The organism is Acinetobacter sp. MYb191, assembly GCF_037572605.1.
Lineage (GTDB): Bacteria > Pseudomonadota > Gammaproteobacteria > Pseudomonadales > Moraxellaceae > Acinetobacter > Acinetobacter johnsonii.
The window spans coordinates 26,500-41,412 of the sequence record NZ_JBBGZP010000020.1 but is presented as its reverse complement, the minus strand read 5'-3'; the positions used below and the strand labels follow the sequence as shown (position 1 = coordinate 41,412).

Here is a 14,913-nt window from a genome sequence, read left to right as displayed (position 1 = left end):
TGATGGCATATATATAAAATACCCGCCAAATAGCATTTATAATGACTTGTAAAATGCTAATTTATAAATAATTTTATATTTACACTAAAAACACAGATAGCCATTGGCATATTTGTCTTGTAAAAACTTTGCTATAAAGCATGACTGAGTTACATATGAATAACCTTAAAATATTAATTAAGAAGCTATCTAATCATGCGCGTGTTGCTCTAGAGAAGTCTGCAAATAGTTGTATTAATCAACAAAATTATGAAATCGAAATTGAGCATTTTTTTCTTGAATTATTAGAACAACCCGAACCAAATGATCTCCATTTATTAGTTGGAAAATATAAAATTTCCCATGATTTTTTAGTTAAGGATTTACAACTCAGTCTTTCCCAATTGCCTAAAGGAAATACCCGTACCCCTATCTTTGCTCAATCCATTATTCGTTTATTAGAACAAGCGTGGTTACTTGCTTCAGCTGAACAAAATCCTGTCATTCGAACGGGTCATATCTTGGTAGCACTTTTAACAGCACCAGATTTGCATCAAATGGCTTTACGCGCTTCAAGCCAGTTTGAACTGTTCCCGATCGATACAATGAAACATAAATTTTTAGACCTATGCTCAAACAGTATCGAACAAGACGTTTTACAGAAACCAGCGCCAATCGAAAGCACTGAACCTGCACAACATCTGATTAAAAACAAAACTCCAGCACTTGATCAATATACGATTAACCTGACCCAAAAGGCACAAAGTGGCCTTATCGACCCTGTTATCGGTCGTGAGTTTGAAATACGTTTAATGCTCGATATCCTGATGCGTCGACGCCAAAACAACCCCATCTTAACTGGTGAACCTGGTGTAGGAAAAACGGCTGTTGTTGAAGGTTTGGCGCTAAAAATCGTGAACAACCAAGTGCCTGATGCTTTAAAAAATGTTCAGTTGCATACGCTTGATATGGGGCTATTACAAGCAGGTGCCAGTGTAAAAGGTGAATTTGAAAATCGCTTGAAACAAGTGATTCAAGAGGTTCAGTCTGCCACCCATCCTATAATTTTATTTATTGATGAAGCTCACACTTTGATTGGTGCAGGAGGTCAAGCAGGCCAAAATGATGCTGCCAACCTATTAAAACCCGCACTGGCTCGTGGTGAGTTACGTACTATTGCAGCAACCACATGGGCTGAATATAAACAATATTTTGAAAAAGATGCGGCACTCAGTCGACGCTTCCAAGTCGTTAAAGTTGAAGAACCGACTGAAGATGTCGCCATCGATATGTTGCGCGCCATGCTGCCAGTCATGGCCAATCATTTTAATTTAAATATTGATGATGAAGCTATCATCACAGCCGTACACTCTTCACATCGTTATATTAGTGGCCGCCAACTCCCAGACAAAGCGATTAGCGTACTCGATACAGCCGCAGCGCGTGTAGCGCTCACTCAAAATGCACAACCTGTGAAGTTGGATCAGATACTTGCTCAACAACATAACCTCAAACTTGAATATGAAATCTTAGAAAATGAACATAAAAATTTGCCGATTCATCATGAGCGATTGCACAATTTAAAACAAAAGCTAGCGCAGCTTGAGTGTGAAATTGAACTTACTCAAATGCAGTGGCAAAAAGAAAGAGTACTTGTTGAACAGATAAAGCAACGCCAGCAAGATATCACTGCTAACAACGCTCAAGAAGAGATTGCTGCGCTTCGTGAAGAATTAAGCAATGTACAAGGTCATAATCCCTTAGTGTTTGAGCGTGTTAATGCACAAATCATTAATGAAATTATTTCAGACTGGACCGGTATTCCTGTGGGTAATATGGTGAACGATGAAATAAAACAGATTCTCAGCCTAGAAAGCAAACTGGCCGAGCGTGTTATGGGGCAAGACTCTGCCCTACATCAACTGGTTCAGGGAATTAAAACATCTAAAGCAAAACTAGATGATCCCAATAAGCCGCAAGGCGTGTTCATGTTGGTGGGGCCAAGTGGGGTCGGTAAAACCGAAACCGCACTTGCGCTGGCGAGTGAGCTTTATGGTGGAGAATCCCACCTGATCACCATTAATATGTCTGAATATCAAGAAGCACACACCGTTTCTTCTTTAAAAGGTGCCCCACCAGGATATGTGGGATATGGTCAAGGTGGTGTGCTGACGGAAGCAGTTCGCCGAAATCCTTATAGTGTGGTTTTATTGGATGAAATTGAAAAAGCACACAACGATGTTCAAGAACTCTTTTATCAAGTTTTTGACAAAGGTACGCTTGAAGATGGTGAAGGTCGAATCATCGACTTTAAGAATACCACCATTATTTTGACCTCGAATGTAGGTTCGAATGCCATTATACAGGCGTGTTTGAATCAACCGATTGAGACATGGCCAACAGCAGAAAGCTTAGCAGAGCAGTTAAAACCAAGTTTATATAAACAATTTAAACCTGCTTTTTTAGGGCGCATGCGTATCGTTCCCTATTTCCCACTGCATGATGATTTACTGGTTCAAATTATCCATCATAAAATCAAGAAAATAATCTCTCGCCTTGAGAAGCAGTACCAAACCAAAGTTCAATATTCAGAGGAACTGGTAGAACTATTATTAAGTCGCTGCACGGAAGTCGATAGCGGTGCACGAAATGTTGATCACATTTTAAATGCCAGTATATTGCCTGCTTTAGCCACAGAAATATTGATGGCTTTGGCAGCAGATCATTTGCCTAAAGTTATTCAGATCGATGTCAAAGATGATGAAATTACTTATGTTTTAGACCCTGTCGAAAAAACCACAGCTAAAAAGAAACGATATCCTGCTAAAAATAAAGCGAATCAAGTTTAATAGAATATATAGAGTGTAAAATTATGAGCTTAGAAATCGAGCCTTTATTGTCTCCTATCTCAAGCGATCAACTATGTGGACAAGACTTGTCTTTTTCCAATGAATTCCACGCTATCAAAATTGCAAAAACTCAGGATGATCCATTACTTGATCAAGGCGATTGGGTCGCTGAACCTAAGCAAGCAGACTGGCATTTCGTTGAACAAAAATCTATCGAGCTTCTCACGGGGAAATCGAAGGATTTACGCTTATTAGGCTGGTTACTTGAAGCGTGGTCAAATTTATACGGATTTGAAGGCACTGCAAAAGCCCTAGAGCTTATGCATAGGACGCTAAATGAGTATTGGACACAACTTCATCCTGAAATTGAAGACGAAGATTTAGATCAACGTCTAGGTTTATTGCAAGGTTCAATTAATCATTTGATTCCACTGATTAAACAAGTCGCTATCGTGAATGTTCCTGCATTTTCACTCAGTGATTATGAAGCCTTACTGAGACAAAAAAACCATTTGTTGAAACAAGTAGAAAGTTATACAGATGATGCCAATAGCTCACAGATTTTGGAACAGTTTGAGCAGAGCTTGTTCAATACATCAAAATCATTTCAATATCAGAACTATCAACATTTTTCGGCAATTCTGGCTGAATGGTCAATTTTGAAAAGTGTGTTAGATACCTTAATGGGCTTAGATGCACCAAGCTTTGCTTCGATTGATACTCAGCTTGAAAACATCCACACCAGTTTAAAAAAGCTCTATAAAACCGATGTTTTTACCCAACCTGTAATGGCGACACAAACATCTGAGTCTTCTGCTGCCGCAACGATAACAACACAGGCACTTTCATTTACCCAGCACAAAGAACAAGAGATTGACATGAACACCGTCCATCCATCCAAAGGCTTTCAGGTTCAACCGCAAAATCACTTAGCAAACCGTGAACAAGCCATGCGGGTATTACAAGAAATTTCTGACTATTTCCAAGCCAATGAACCGCATAGTCCCGTAAGCTATATGTTACAGAAAACCATCAAGTGGAGTCAGATGCCACTACATGAATGGTTAAATCAAGTCATTAAAAACGAAAATCCACTGCAAAACGTCCAATAATTACTGGGCTAACAACAACAAAATCAAACACGCGACTGGTAATCTAAATGTTTAAAGCAGAAAAAATACTTTGGGGTGAAGGTCTATTTTTACGTCCTCAACATTTTCAATTACAAGATGCGTATCATGAACAACGTCTGAATCATACCATTCGTTCCACAATTCCATTTGCCTATGGTATTCAAAATATTCAATTTGATGAGGCTCAGTTACACACACATATCTTGGCACTCGAAAGTATTAGTATGATTTGGCAAGATGGTGAAATTTATCAAGCGCCGACACGCGATTTACTGCCAGAGCCAGTGTTATTAGATGAACTGAATTTACGTGGCGAAATCTTGGTTTATTTAGCCTTGCCGATTGTACAAGCCAATAAGAAAAATGTGAGCGCTGAAAATAGTGCACAGTTCGGTCGCTATCATTCTTATCTAACCTCAACCCATGATTTATTTACAGATGCAACTGCAGCAGATATCACCTTATTGCGCCGCCGTGCAGAGTTTCGCTTGTTAGAGGCGAACGTAGAACCGAATCAAGAGCTGGATGGTTTTTTGTATTTAGCTTTAGCAAAAATTAAACGTCAAAGCTCAGGTCAATTTGAATTTGATCGTCATTTTATTCCGCCTATCTTGCATATCGAATCTTCTGAAAATCTTATCTCGAGTTTGAAACGCAGTTTAAATGTCATCAAAGCGAAAATTAAGACCATTCAAAGTAATAATCGAGAAAATGAGCAAAAGCTAATTGAGTTTCGCTCTGGCGACATTGTGTCATTTTGGTTGGTCAATGCACTCAACACAGCACACGCGACGTTGAATCATTTATTGCAATACCCGCATATCCATCCAGAGCGGCTTTTCTTTGAATTATTACGTTTGACTGGCTCATTGCTGACTTTTTCAACGGCTCATGAGGTTGATCATTTACCTCGCTACCAACATCATAATTTACAAGAAAGTTTTAGTCAGCTCGATGTCATTCTACGTGAGTTATTAGATACGATTATTTCAAACCGCTACATCAGTATCCAACTCAAAGAAACGCGACCATCTTATTGGTTAGGCAGTTTAGAGTCTGACAAAATTACTCGAGATTCAAGACTTTACTTGGCTGTTTCTAGCAGCATGATGCAAAGTCACGAACTAATTCAATTGGTTCCGTTACGATTTAAAGTGGGCAATACCGTAGATGTTGAACAGCGCGTCATCGCCGCACTACCTGCAGTTCCTTTGCATCATTTAATGCAGGTTCCAACCGCTATTCCAGTGCGATCTGGTGTGAGTTACTTTGAAATTGAACCAAATAATGACTTATACCAACGCATGTTGGATGCCGAGTCGATTTGTATTTATATTCCGGCAGGTTTCCAAGATATTGCTGTTGAATTGATTGCTGTGATGAATGGCTAAGGAAATGAATCATGAATAATGCCCCTTCACTTTTTGATGATGGACAAATTGGAACTGGTTCAATTACTCAGCCCATGACCACCAAAGTCACCAGCACAACAAACTTGGTCGACTTACTTCATGACGGGTTTTATATTGTATTTTTATTGAAAAACAAATATATACCGAGTAGTGCAACTGAATTTCGTGAAAAAATCATTGCCCTACTCAACCGTTTTGAAAACCAAGCCCGAAAATTACAATTTTCATCAGATGATATTCAAGATGCTAAATATGCTTACTGTGCATTATTAGATGAAACCATTGTGACTCAGCAAGATGCACAATTTTTCGAGCTACAAAATAGTTGGTTAATCAGTCCCTTACAGCTTAGTTTATTTGGCTCGCAACTTGCGGGTTATCGTTTTTTCGAAATTTTAGAAGAGTTACGCCGTAAAGGAAATAGTCGCTTAGCCGCACTTGAAGTTTATCATTACTGCATGCTCCTGGGTTTTCATGGTAGATATCGCATTGAATCTATAGAAAATTTAAACCATTTGGTCGCACGTGTAGGCGATGAAATTGACTATTTGAAAGGAAAAAAGGCGGCCTTTTCTCCTTTTGCATCGCTCCCCGATCAAATTAAACACATGATTCACCGTGAGCTTCCTTTTTACTGGATTTTACTTTTTCTAATCGTATTCGCGCTCTTATCCTTTGCGGGCTTACGCTATATGTTATCAAAGCAAAGTACGAATTCTTTAGCCACATATGAAAATGTCATTTCTACGCCAACAGAACAGGCACATATTACTATTCATTTACCCTAAGAACTAATTCCATGGCTCATGAAAAACGGACTTCAGTCAAAATTTTGACGTCTACAAAAAAGAAAAATATTTCACCTATGCTCTATGCGTTTGGTGGTTTTTTGAGTGGTGTCGTATTGATGGCCGCTCTTGGTTTTACTTACTTTTTTACACAACAAAAAAATGATTCAATACAGGTTAGTCCAAGTTCTAACGCAGATGTCACTGAACCCTCAGTCGATAATGACGCCCCGACGCGGGAACCCGAAGCTATTTTTGAAGCGACTAAAGTCGTCCCTTCTAAAAGTGTTCAACCTTCAAATGTAACTGAGCCGCCTTCTGATTTTACTCAACCCAAAGAAGATGAATTAAGCAGAGCTTTTCTTCGTCCAGCTGAAACAGTTGCTGCACCATCTATGAAGAGTGCTAGTCCGCAGCCCTTACCAAAAGAAAATAAGAAACAAAACTCATCAACGCAAAGTGCGGCCGCACCGAAAGATAAAAATCACGACAAAGTAGCCAAAGCAGAACAGACTGTGGAAAAATCGGAAGAATCTCCCACAGGTAGTGTACAAACTAAGATTACAACTCGTACCGCCGAAGCCCCAATGCCAGCTACTATCAGACTATGATTTATGCTCTTTTTTCGCTTTTTCTAATCTTAGCGATAGGGCTAAGTTTAGCACTGTCCTATGAACTCAGAGCAAAATTAGCTGGCTTTTTTGTCGGGTTAATTCCTCAGGGAAAACAAAGATTTCAATCCGCTCGCCATTTTGCACAGCATATAAATCATGCTGCTGCGCCCGAGCAATTGCAATCGCATTGGCATATTCAGCAGTGGTGGATATTGGCTGCGGGTCTATTTTTATTTGCCAGCATCTTAATGTTTGCTTTTACCAGTCCAGTCACGCCCACTAAAATCGAAGCGGATTATTTAAGACAATCGGATCCACAAATTTATGCCCTACTTGATGGACAGATTTTGTCTCCACCACCAGAGGTCGAAGAAGCCTTAGTTGCTGCGGCCATAGTTGAAGCAAGTATGCTTGAGCAAGTGGATCTTAATAATAATTCTATTCAAGCCAGCGCTTCGAGTTACGATCCAAGTATTCAGGATGTTCATTCAACTCATTCACATGACAATTTAGCAACGGCTGATCGTAAGTGGCACAAAATGAACCCACGCTATAAACAACGTTTACTGATGGTATTTAAAATAATGCGTGAGCAGCATGGATATGAACTGGTTTTACTGGAAGGCTATCGTAGCCCGCAGCGTCAGAATTCTTTAGCCAGCAATAAAAATACGACTTTGGCACGTGGTTATCAGAGTTATCACCAATTTGGATTGGCGGCGGATGTCGCATTTAAGCGTGATGGAAAAGTCGTTATTTCTGAACGAGATCCATGGGCGATGCGTGGCTATCAGCTCTATGGTGAAGTTGCAGAATCTGTAGGTTTAACTTGGGGCGGGCGTTGGAAGTCGATCCAAGACTATGGCCATACCGAATTTCGAATGCCGAATTTAAAGAAAACTGCGGAAATGGCTGAAAAGCTGACCTCTGAAGGACAACTTTCAGCTGCGAATTTGAGTTAATCAGGTTGAAGGCTGACTCAAATATTGAGTGATGATTTGCAAAACTTGCGCAGTTTTCTCTGCATGTAACCAGTGTCCAACATCTGCCACCGTCTGAATCTGGGCTTGAGAAAACTGCGATTGGATAGCTTCTATATATTCTGGCTTTGCTACATAAGGTGAGTTTCCACCACGTATAAACAATGCAGACTTATGCCATGTTTCTATATTTTCCCATGACAGAATTTGGGCATAGTTCTGATACAGTGCATCTACATTAAACAACCACTTCCCTTTGCTAAAAGATTTCAAGAGAAACTGAATAACCATTTCTTCTTTGAGATATTCACGCATGATTTCTATGGCTTGCTGACGTGTTTCAATATCTGCTTTTTGTACTGCAAAGAGCGCTTTAAAAATTTGCTCATGATGATTTTCTTTATAAGCAATAGGCGTAATATCCAACACCACCAGTTGATCTAGTCGATCTCCTGCGAGTTCGGTCACTTTCATCACCAGTTTTCCACCCATCGAATGCCCGATCAAAGAAAAGTGCTCGATATTGAGTTCATTTAAAGTTTCAATTAGATCGGCTGCCATGACCTCATAATTCATAACATTGGAATGTGACGATAACCCATGATTACGTACATCTACCTGTAATACATGGTGGCTTGAATAAAACTCCCGAGCCAACATCCCTAAATTACTTAAACTGCCAAATAAACCATGAACAAAGACCAGTGTTTTTGCAGCTGACTGCTCATTTTGATGAAATTGATGATTTAGGATCATATGAAACTTACTTTATTCGATTGCTATAGATATTGAATTTTTAATGGAAATAAATCAAATGACTTTTTATATTAAACTCAATTTTGCTTAGGCTATTTTGGGTGGGATATTTGCTTAGGCTAAATTTAAAAGCATGATGTACATGTCTGTTTAATATCAGATTAGATTTTTGAATAAGATTCTAAGCAAGTGAAAAGATGCCGAATGCCTTAAATTTTACTAGTTTTCTATTTTAAAAATAATTCAGCGGAATTTTTAAGTAAGGAATACCATTGTCTTCTGGTTGAGGGAACTTGCCTGCAAACATATTGATTTGAATTGCTGGTAATATCAATTTTGGCATGCTTAACGTTGCATCACGGCGATTTCGCATCTCGACAAAATCGACCCTTTCCGTTGTAGTATTGATATGAATGTTTTCATGCTTTTGCGAATAAACCGATGTCTCGTATTGGTATTGATCACGACTTTCGGGTAAGTAGTCATGGCATAAGAACATCCGCGTTTGATCTGGCAATGTGTACAAAGTCTTCACTGAGTCAAATAAAGTCGCCGCACTCCCTTTTGGAAAATCACAACGTGCCGTCCCATAGTCAGGCATAAACAACGTGTCCCCCACGAAAACAGTATCACCAATGACATAACTGAGACACGCTGGTGTATGCCCTGGTGTTGGAATATTATATGCTTTTATGTTGCCTATCAAAAATGTCTCGTTATCTGCAAAAAGATAATCAAAGGACTGCATAGCATTTAAACTCTTAATATCTAAATTATAAATCCCACCAAAAGTTTGTTGTACGATCTCAATCTTATGACTAATCGCAATTTTTCCACCTAGTTTTTGCTTTAAATACTGTGCAGCACTTAAATGATCTGCATGCACGTGTGTTTCTAAAATCCAGTCTACGCTTAGGCTATTTTCTTGAATATAAGTAATGATTAAATCGGCCTGCTCTGTTTTGGTCGTTGCCGATGCTGCATCATAGTCCAACACACTATCAATCACGGCGCAGCGCTGAGTGTCTGGATCGCTCACTACATAACTAAACGTATTGGTCACTGAATCAAAGAATGCTTTTACTTGCGTGGTTTGCTTCATGGCATTTTCTCCATCACTTTACGATGTAGCAGCACACCGACGAACATCGCAATTATAAAATAGATCGTTTGATAATAACCCAGTCCAATCAAAGTAAAACTCGGCGCAGGACAAATTCCCGCAATTCCCCAGCCTATACCAAATAGCAGACTTCCCAAGATCAGTTTTCTGTCGATTTTCGTATTTTTAGGAAGTTGTATGGCTTCACCATAAAAGGTTTGTGGATGTGGCTGACGTACAGCTTTTTGAAAAGGAATAAATGCAACCGCAATTGCACCCATCATCACAAAAGCTAAACTGGCATCCCACTGCCCAAAAATATCTAAAAAGCCAATCACCTTCGCAGGATTCGACATTCCTGAAAGCATGAGACCAATTGAAAATAATCCACCCCAAATGAATGCCCAAACATTTTTCATTTTTAGATTGCTCCAAGCATATGACGGAAGGCATACACAGTAATAAAGCCTGCGAACATAAAACTCATTGTAGCGATGATTGAACGTTTTGATAAACGACTGATACCACAAATACCATGCCCGCTGGTACATCCAGAACCTAATCGAGTTCCAAAGCCTACCAACACACCCGCAATAATTAACATGAAAGGTGTCGCTTCCATATGAATATTAGGCTGAACAAAAGCTGCATATATAAACGGAATAATAAACAGCCCCAATAAGAACCACAGTGCAGGCGTATTTATAATCCCTTTTAAGCTTACAACTTGAGAGACCAGACCAGTGATTCCCGCAATCCGCCCATTGGTATATAAATATCCAACGGCGGAGATGCCGAGTAATATTCCACCTATAAAAGACCACGCAAAATCATGCATTGACAATCACCCTTAAAACAATATATGTTTTTATAATATATTTAATTAAAAATAATCAAGCGTACTTTGTATCTATCGATGCTATGCACGTCTATGGCCACTGTCTACGGGGCCCTTTCATCTGGATTTAGATATTTGAATGGGTACTACCTGTTAGTTCTCGAAACTTTTCATCTTTTAGATAACACCTTAAAGCATTTCTTTTACATAGTAATTCTTCACAATCATGCAAAAATCTTGAATATATCCCCGAGAGATTTTGTATTCAGCCCTTTTTTAGATTAGATATACTTAACTTATCTCGTTTTATTTCATTATAGTTTTCATTTAAAGAAACTGAATAGAGTTATGGGTACACTTCTACATCATGATCATTATTCTGGGTTTATGAAACACATTCACGGCATTTGAATATATTTTCATGCAGGTAGACACATGAAAAGTAATGAAATAGCCCGCTCTTTTTCTGAGCCGTTTATTGGAATTCTGATAGTACGCGTTCTGCAAACCATCTTGGGAGCTTAGACACGGCGGCATTCATTTTTAAGGTTTCAGCTTCTTCAATTTCAGCAAGAAAAGACGCTTGTATACCATCGGAAGAGTTATCAAACAAGTAAGCTCGATCACAGCACTCTATAGCTTGCATGAGCAGATCCATACTACGGTAGTAACGTTCAATAATTTTCTGCTCAGGGACAGGATGGCCGCCCACACTGACGCGATACTTAACCCTAGCAATATTGATTTGTGGATCGACTGTTGAGACATAATATAGATAGGTTTTATAACCCTGACGTTTCGCTTCTCGGAGAAACTCAACTTTAGAGATATGTGACATTACCGTCTCAAAAGTAAAACTGACTTTTAAGCGCAGAAACTCAAGCCGGATATAATCAATAATGCGTGCACAGAGATAAGAATCGATTTCATTGGTTTTAAACTCGATCTTCCATTCATCTAGTACCATCGGCTCATGCGTAAGTAAGGCCACGAACTGTCCCGCTTTAGGACGCTTCTTACTTTTTAGAAAAGTGACCAACTCTGAAGCTTTTAAGGAAGGATGATAATGTAATAAATCAAGGCGTTGACTCTGTCTTAAGTTTTGTTCCAGTTCATCTGCATTTAAATATGCCCCAATATGTTGGGGCAAAAGGTAATCTTTAATAGTGCTTTTACCAGAACCATTCGGCCCTGCAAACATTCTTATTCTAGGTTGTCGAGGTGGCATATCAATCTATACGGTTGCGTGTTTCTTTTTACGTGTCAGTGTCGGTAAAACGCCTACATCGACATAAGCATGACTTAAGTCCTGCAAAACAGTTTCATTGCCATGAATATCACGTTTAACCAACTGTTCAGCTTTTGCATAAACCACAGACGAACGCGTAGTTGCTTTTTGAAAAGCATCATGAAAAGCATGAATGGCAAGTTTAGGAATCATATCATCCTCATATTTGCCTACTTTAATGTCGGTATAAGCTGCCATACACCAACTCCCACTCAAACGATGGTTGATTTTTATTTATCTTAACACAATCGAGGACATTGTCTATTTATACAGCATCCTAAAACAATAAATTAGATCTTAATATCTACGCTAATTCCGTACTGTCTTATTGGGTTACTTTACTTTTACTCGTTTCGTATCTTCAACTTGTAAAGCTTTAACCGTTGGACAGAAGGCACTTTCATTCATCCCTGCATCGGTCAGGCTTTTTTCTTGCTGCTCAAGATAACGGTTGGCCACCATCAACATCACTGAAGCAGTACTTAACTCAATATTGGCCTTGGATAGCACAGCAATTTGATGATATGCATCCATACGCTGACAAAATGCGGTTTTCATCTCTGTTGCTGTCGCTGGATTATCTTTTGCATCTAAAACGGTTTTAGTTGAATTAACAGTTGCTGTATATTCTGCCATCTTTTGATCATACTGCGCCTGAGTTAGCTTCGTTGTTTCTGCATAACTCAGGGTTGATAGAAATGATGATAAAAATAACGAAAGGCTAAGCAACGTCCATGTTTGTTTTTTCATGTATTAAGACTCATCGCCTTCTTTCCATACGTCTTCATAGTCATCGCCATCAATCATAAAACGATAACCTTCACTTAAAGCCAAGTATGGAAGTACGTCAGGCAAGATATCTTGTAACTCACGTACAGTCATGGTTGTAAAAAAGTCTTGGCCTTCACCCAATTCACCACCATAGATGAACCAAGCGACATTCTCTTCAGTTTCTGGCTTTTTACGTAAACCGACAATGGGTTCTTGATTTAAAGTATGCACAGCAACAGCAACGACATCATCACCTTTTACTTCAACATAAGCGGAGTCAAATTCTTCACACAGTAGTTTTTGTTCTGCAATCAATTCATTCAATGCAGATTGTTGTGACTTTTGTGCCATGCGATGCTGTCCCTTTTGAGCGTCAATCTATCGATAGCGCATTTTAAAACATATTTAGGTCAAAGGCTGTTTTTATTTAAACAATTAGCACACAGGTGAACACTCAATATCACTACAAATTTGGCATTCATTTTGCTTAACAGTATTACGTTTTATAAAAAAAGTAATATCGGGGCTAAGCAACTATGGGTTATGTCGCACGAGAACTCAGTCCTCAAAGCAAAATATTGCTGGGCTTTGGATCATTTCTAATACCAATCCTCATTTGGTGTGCTGTGAGTTATTTGCCCTTTATTTGGCACCCTCAGGTACAAATCACCAACTCTGGCAGTGTCTCTTTTTTACAAGTCGGTAGTCGTGTAGACAAAAGTGTGTTCTATGCAGAAGCGCAAAATGCTGTCAATACAGGCACTGAACCGCCGCAAGGTAATTTGGTCAATCCTATTTATTTACCAGCACCTCATCAAGTTGCGACAGCCTTAGTGACGGCATTTACTACACCACCAGCTCAAGCCGATGCACCATGGTTTCATCAAAGTCTTTGGCACAGCATCAGAATTGTATTTAGTGCTTTCTTTATTGCATCACTCGTTGGTATTCCATTGGGGATTTTATGTGGTTTTTCCAACAAAATTTCCCAGCTGACTGAACCCTTTGTTGAATTCTTTCGCTACTTACCTGCGCCTGCCTTTGGTGCACTGGCTGTTGCCATATTAGGCATTAATGATGCACCAAAGATTGCCATCATCGTGATTGGGACGCTGTTTCAGCAAATTCTGATTATTGCCAATACCACACGTATGGTGGACCGCGGGCTGATTGAAGCGGGTTATACCCTAGGGACGAATAAAGCAAAAAGTCTGTTTCACGTGGTCATTCCAGCGGCGTTACCCGATATTTACCGTGATTTACGTGTCTTGCTGGGCTGGGCGTGGACCTACTTGATTGTCTCTGAACTAATTGGCACCACCACAGGGATCACTTGGTTTATTACCCAGCAAGCACGCTACCAGAACTTTGACAATGTCTATGCTGCGATTTTGATTATTGGCGTGATTGGTTTGGTCTGTGATGTGATTTTAATGAAGCTAGGACAACATCTTTTTAAATGGAAAGCGGGAGCAAAATAATGAAAACCACAGATATAAGAACGACGGAATTCAATGCTCGTCAGTATTTTGATCACATTTATCAACGTCCTGTCATTTTAGAGGCCAAACAACTTAGTCAAGTTTTTCAGCATGGTAAAAACTCACGCACGATTTTAAATCAGCTCGATTTGAAAATTCATAAGCGGGAGTTTATTTGTGTGATTGGGCCATCTGGTTGTGGAAAATCAACCTTTAGTCGGGTTGTTGCGGGTCTAGACCCATATAGCTCTGGTGAATTGCTAGTAGATGGACAGCCCATTTCAGGCCCTAGTCCAGAGCGAGGCATGGTGTTTCAAGGCTATACCTTATTTCCTTGGAAATCGGTTAAAGAAAATGTAATGTTTGGTCCACTAATGAAAGGTGCAAGTCATGCCTCAGCCGAAGCGGCTGCACGAGAATGGATCAATATTATTGGCTTAGAGAAGTATGAAAACCAATATCCGCATCAACTGTCTGGCGGGATGAAGCAACGTGTTGCGATTGCCCGTGCTTTAGTCAATGAACCGAAAATTTTACTGATGGATGAACCTTTCGGTGCACTTGACCCGCATACCCGTCAAAAAATGCAAAAACACCTGATGGACCTATGGCAAAACATTGATATAACTATCATTTTTGTAACCCATGATATGGATGAGGCTATTTTACTGGCCGATCGTATCGTAGCACTTAAAGCCAATCCTGGGGAAATTAAAGAAATCATTGAAGTGGATTTACACCGTCCACGAAACACTGAACTGATGTCCAGCCCTGCCTTTAAGCAACTTCGAGAGCGAGTCGATTTCTTAGTACATGCACAAGAAGAAGAAATTGACCCAGCACTGGAAGATTTACCAAAAATTCCACGTATGACCCAAGTTAGTACGCATAAATAATTCATTGATCTAGCCTGAGGGACGAC

General features: G+C 39.5%; 16 protein-coding genes. 8 read left to right on the top strand and 8 right to left on the bottom strand.

The features are described from left to right. Positions 1–155: 155 nt before the first annotated feature. Genes tssH through WH214_RS13510 form a run of 6 tightly spaced genes read left to right on the top strand, consistent with a single transcriptional unit; the run spans position 156 to position 7,737 of the window. Positions 156–2,828: a type VI secretion system ATPase TssH gene (tssH, locus tag WH214_RS13535; RefSeq protein ID WP_339422753.1), complete on the top strand. Its 2,673-nt coding sequence runs from the start codon at positions 156–158 to the stop codon at positions 2,826–2,828. A gap of 23 nt (positions 2,829–2,851) precedes the next feature. Further along, positions 2,852–3,940 carry a type VI secretion system protein TssA gene (tssA, locus tag WH214_RS13530; protein WP_339993574.1) on the top strand — a complete coding sequence of 363 codons (1,089 nt, stop codon included), beginning with the start codon at positions 2,852–2,854 and terminating at the stop codon, positions 3,938–3,940. Between the two features lie 47 nt (positions 3,941–3,987). Then, positions 3,988–5,352 (top strand): type VI secretion system baseplate subunit TssK, encoded by a 1,365-nt coding sequence (tssK, locus tag WH214_RS13525; protein WP_004979572.1) that lies wholly within the window; start codon positions 3,988–3,990, stop codon positions 5,350–5,352. 11 nt (positions 5,353–5,363) lie between these two features. Continuing rightward, positions 5,364–6,161 carry a type IVB secretion system protein IcmH/DotU gene (gene icmH, locus WH214_RS13520; RefSeq protein WP_087012852.1) on the top strand — a complete coding sequence of 266 codons (798 nt, stop codon included), beginning with the start codon at positions 5,364–5,366 and terminating at the stop codon, positions 6,159–6,161. Positions 6,162–6,172: 11 nt separating this feature from the next. Continuing rightward, complete coding sequence (locus tag WH214_RS13515; protein WP_339993571.1) at positions 6,173–6,772, top strand: hypothetical protein; 600 nt, start codon at positions 6,173–6,175, stop codon at positions 6,770–6,772. Next, positions 6,769–7,737: a M15 family metallopeptidase gene (locus tag WH214_RS13510; RefSeq protein WP_339422750.1), complete on the top strand. Its 969-nt coding sequence runs from the start codon at positions 6,769–6,771 to the stop codon at positions 7,735–7,737. The genes WH214_RS13515 and WH214_RS13510 overlap by 4 nt, the downstream gene beginning before the upstream one ends. Here WH214_RS13510 and WH214_RS13505 read toward each other — a convergent pair whose 3' ends face one another. From WH214_RS13505 to WH214_RS13470, 8 genes are all read right to left on the bottom strand, one after another. Beyond that, positions 7,738–8,511 (bottom strand): alpha/beta fold hydrolase, encoded by a 774-nt coding sequence (locus tag WH214_RS13505; RefSeq protein ID WP_339422749.1) that lies wholly within the window; start codon positions 8,509–8,511, stop codon positions 7,738–7,740. Positions 8,512–8,743: 232 nt separating this feature from the next. After that, on the bottom strand, positions 8,744–9,613 hold the full coding sequence (locus WH214_RS13500) for an MBL fold metallo-hydrolase (protein ID WP_339422748.1): 870 nt from the start codon (positions 9,611–9,613) through the stop codon (positions 8,744–8,746). Next, positions 9,610–10,032: a DUF6691 family protein gene (locus WH214_RS13495; RefSeq protein ID WP_339422747.1), complete on the bottom strand. Its 423-nt coding sequence runs from the start codon at positions 10,030–10,032 to the stop codon at positions 9,610–9,612. The genes WH214_RS13500 and WH214_RS13495 overlap by 4 nt, the downstream gene beginning before the upstream one ends. A 2-nt stretch (positions 10,033–10,034) precedes the next feature. Next, entirely contained in the window at positions 10,035–10,451 is a 417-nt protein-coding gene (locus WH214_RS13490) for a YeeE/YedE family protein (RefSeq protein ID WP_339422746.1), read from the bottom strand. Between the two features lie 475 nt (positions 10,452–10,926). After that, entirely contained in the window at positions 10,927–11,652 is a 726-nt protein-coding gene (locus WH214_RS13485) for a zeta toxin (protein WP_339422994.1), read from the bottom strand. 33 nt (positions 11,653–11,685) lie between these two features. Next, positions 11,686–11,937: a hypothetical protein gene (locus tag WH214_RS13480; protein ID WP_339422745.1), complete on the bottom strand. Its 252-nt coding sequence runs from the start codon at positions 11,935–11,937 to the stop codon at positions 11,686–11,688. A gap of 135 nt (positions 11,938–12,072) precedes the next feature. After that, on the bottom strand, positions 12,073–12,489 hold the full coding sequence (locus tag WH214_RS13475; RefSeq protein ID WP_339422744.1) for a hypothetical protein: 417 nt from the start codon (positions 12,487–12,489) through the stop codon (positions 12,073–12,075). 3 nt (positions 12,490–12,492) lie between these two features. Continuing rightward, positions 12,493–12,861 carry an immunity protein Imm33 domain-containing protein gene (locus WH214_RS13470; RefSeq protein ID WP_004693046.1) on the bottom strand — a complete coding sequence of 123 codons (369 nt, stop codon included), beginning with the start codon at positions 12,859–12,861 and terminating at the stop codon, positions 12,493–12,495. A 185-nt stretch (positions 12,862–13,046) separates the two neighbouring features. Here WH214_RS13470 and WH214_RS13465 point away from each other — a divergent pair, with 185 nt between their 5' ends. Together WH214_RS13465 and WH214_RS13460 are read left to right on the top strand one after the other, a co-directional pair. Then, the gene (locus tag WH214_RS13465; RefSeq protein WP_339422743.1) at positions 13,047–13,991 is read left to right on the top strand and encodes an ABC transporter permease; all 945 of its coding nucleotides are present in this window, start codon (positions 13,047–13,049) and stop codon (positions 13,989–13,991) included. Then, positions 13,991–14,887 carry an ABC transporter ATP-binding protein gene (locus WH214_RS13460; protein ID WP_445206371.1) on the top strand — a complete coding sequence of 299 codons (897 nt, stop codon included), beginning with the start codon at positions 13,991–13,993 and terminating at the stop codon, positions 14,885–14,887. Before WH214_RS13465 ends, WH214_RS13460 begins: the two co-directional genes overlap by 1 nt. Positions 14,888–14,913: the final 26 nt, after the last annotated feature.

What these genes read in the sequence shown, in the direction of transcription:
- WH214_RS13470 (WP_004693046.1), bottom strand. Translation starts at nt 12,861, where the DNA reads ATGGCACAAAAGTCACAACAATCTGCATTGAATGAATTGATTGCAGAA.
- WH214_RS13485 (WP_339422994.1), bottom strand. Translation starts at nt 11,652, where the DNA reads ATGTTTGCAGGGCCGAATGGTTCTGGTAAAAGCACTATTAAAGATTAC.
- WH214_RS13505 (WP_339422749.1), bottom strand. Translation starts at nt 8,511, where the DNA reads ATGATCCTAAATCATCAATTTCATCAAAATGAGCAGTCAGCTGCAAAA.
- WH214_RS13475 (WP_339422744.1), bottom strand. Translation starts at nt 12,489, where the DNA reads ATGAAAAAACAAACATGGACGTTGCTTAGCCTTTCGTTATTTTTATCA.
- WH214_RS13460 (WP_445206371.1), top strand. Translation starts at nt 13,991, where the DNA reads ATGAAAACCACAGATATAAGAACGACGGAATTCAATGCTCGTCAGTAT.
- WH214_RS13465 (WP_339422743.1), top strand. Translation starts at nt 13,047, where the DNA reads ATGGGTTATGTCGCACGAGAACTCAGTCCTCAAAGCAAAATATTGCTG.
- icmH (WP_087012852.1), top strand. Translation starts at nt 5,364, where the DNA reads ATGAATAATGCCCCTTCACTTTTTGATGATGGACAAATTGGAACTGGT.
- WH214_RS13515 (WP_339993571.1), top strand. Translation starts at nt 6,173, where the DNA reads ATGGCTCATGAAAAACGGACTTCAGTCAAAATTTTGACGTCTACAAAA.
- WH214_RS13495 (WP_339422747.1), bottom strand. Translation starts at nt 10,032, where the DNA reads ATGAAAAATGTTTGGGCATTCATTTGGGGTGGATTATTTTCAATTGGT.
- WH214_RS13510 (WP_339422750.1), top strand. Translation starts at nt 6,769, where the DNA reads ATGATTTATGCTCTTTTTTCGCTTTTTCTAATCTTAGCGATAGGGCTA.
- tssA (WP_339993574.1), top strand. Translation starts at nt 2,852, where the DNA reads ATGAGCTTAGAAATCGAGCCTTTATTGTCTCCTATCTCAAGCGATCAA.
- WH214_RS13480 (WP_339422745.1), bottom strand. Translation starts at nt 11,937, where the DNA reads ATGGCAGCTTATACCGACATTAAAGTAGGCAAATATGAGGATGATATG.
- tssK (WP_004979572.1), top strand. Translation starts at nt 3,988, where the DNA reads ATGTTTAAAGCAGAAAAAATACTTTGGGGTGAAGGTCTATTTTTACGT.
- tssH (WP_339422753.1), top strand. Translation starts at nt 156, where the DNA reads ATGAATAACCTTAAAATATTAATTAAGAAGCTATCTAATCATGCGCGT.
- WH214_RS13500 (WP_339422748.1), bottom strand. Translation starts at nt 9,613, where the DNA reads ATGAAGCAAACCACGCAAGTAAAAGCATTCTTTGATTCAGTGACCAAT.
- WH214_RS13490 (WP_339422746.1), bottom strand. Translation starts at nt 10,451, where the DNA reads ATGCATGATTTTGCGTGGTCTTTTATAGGTGGAATATTACTCGGCATC.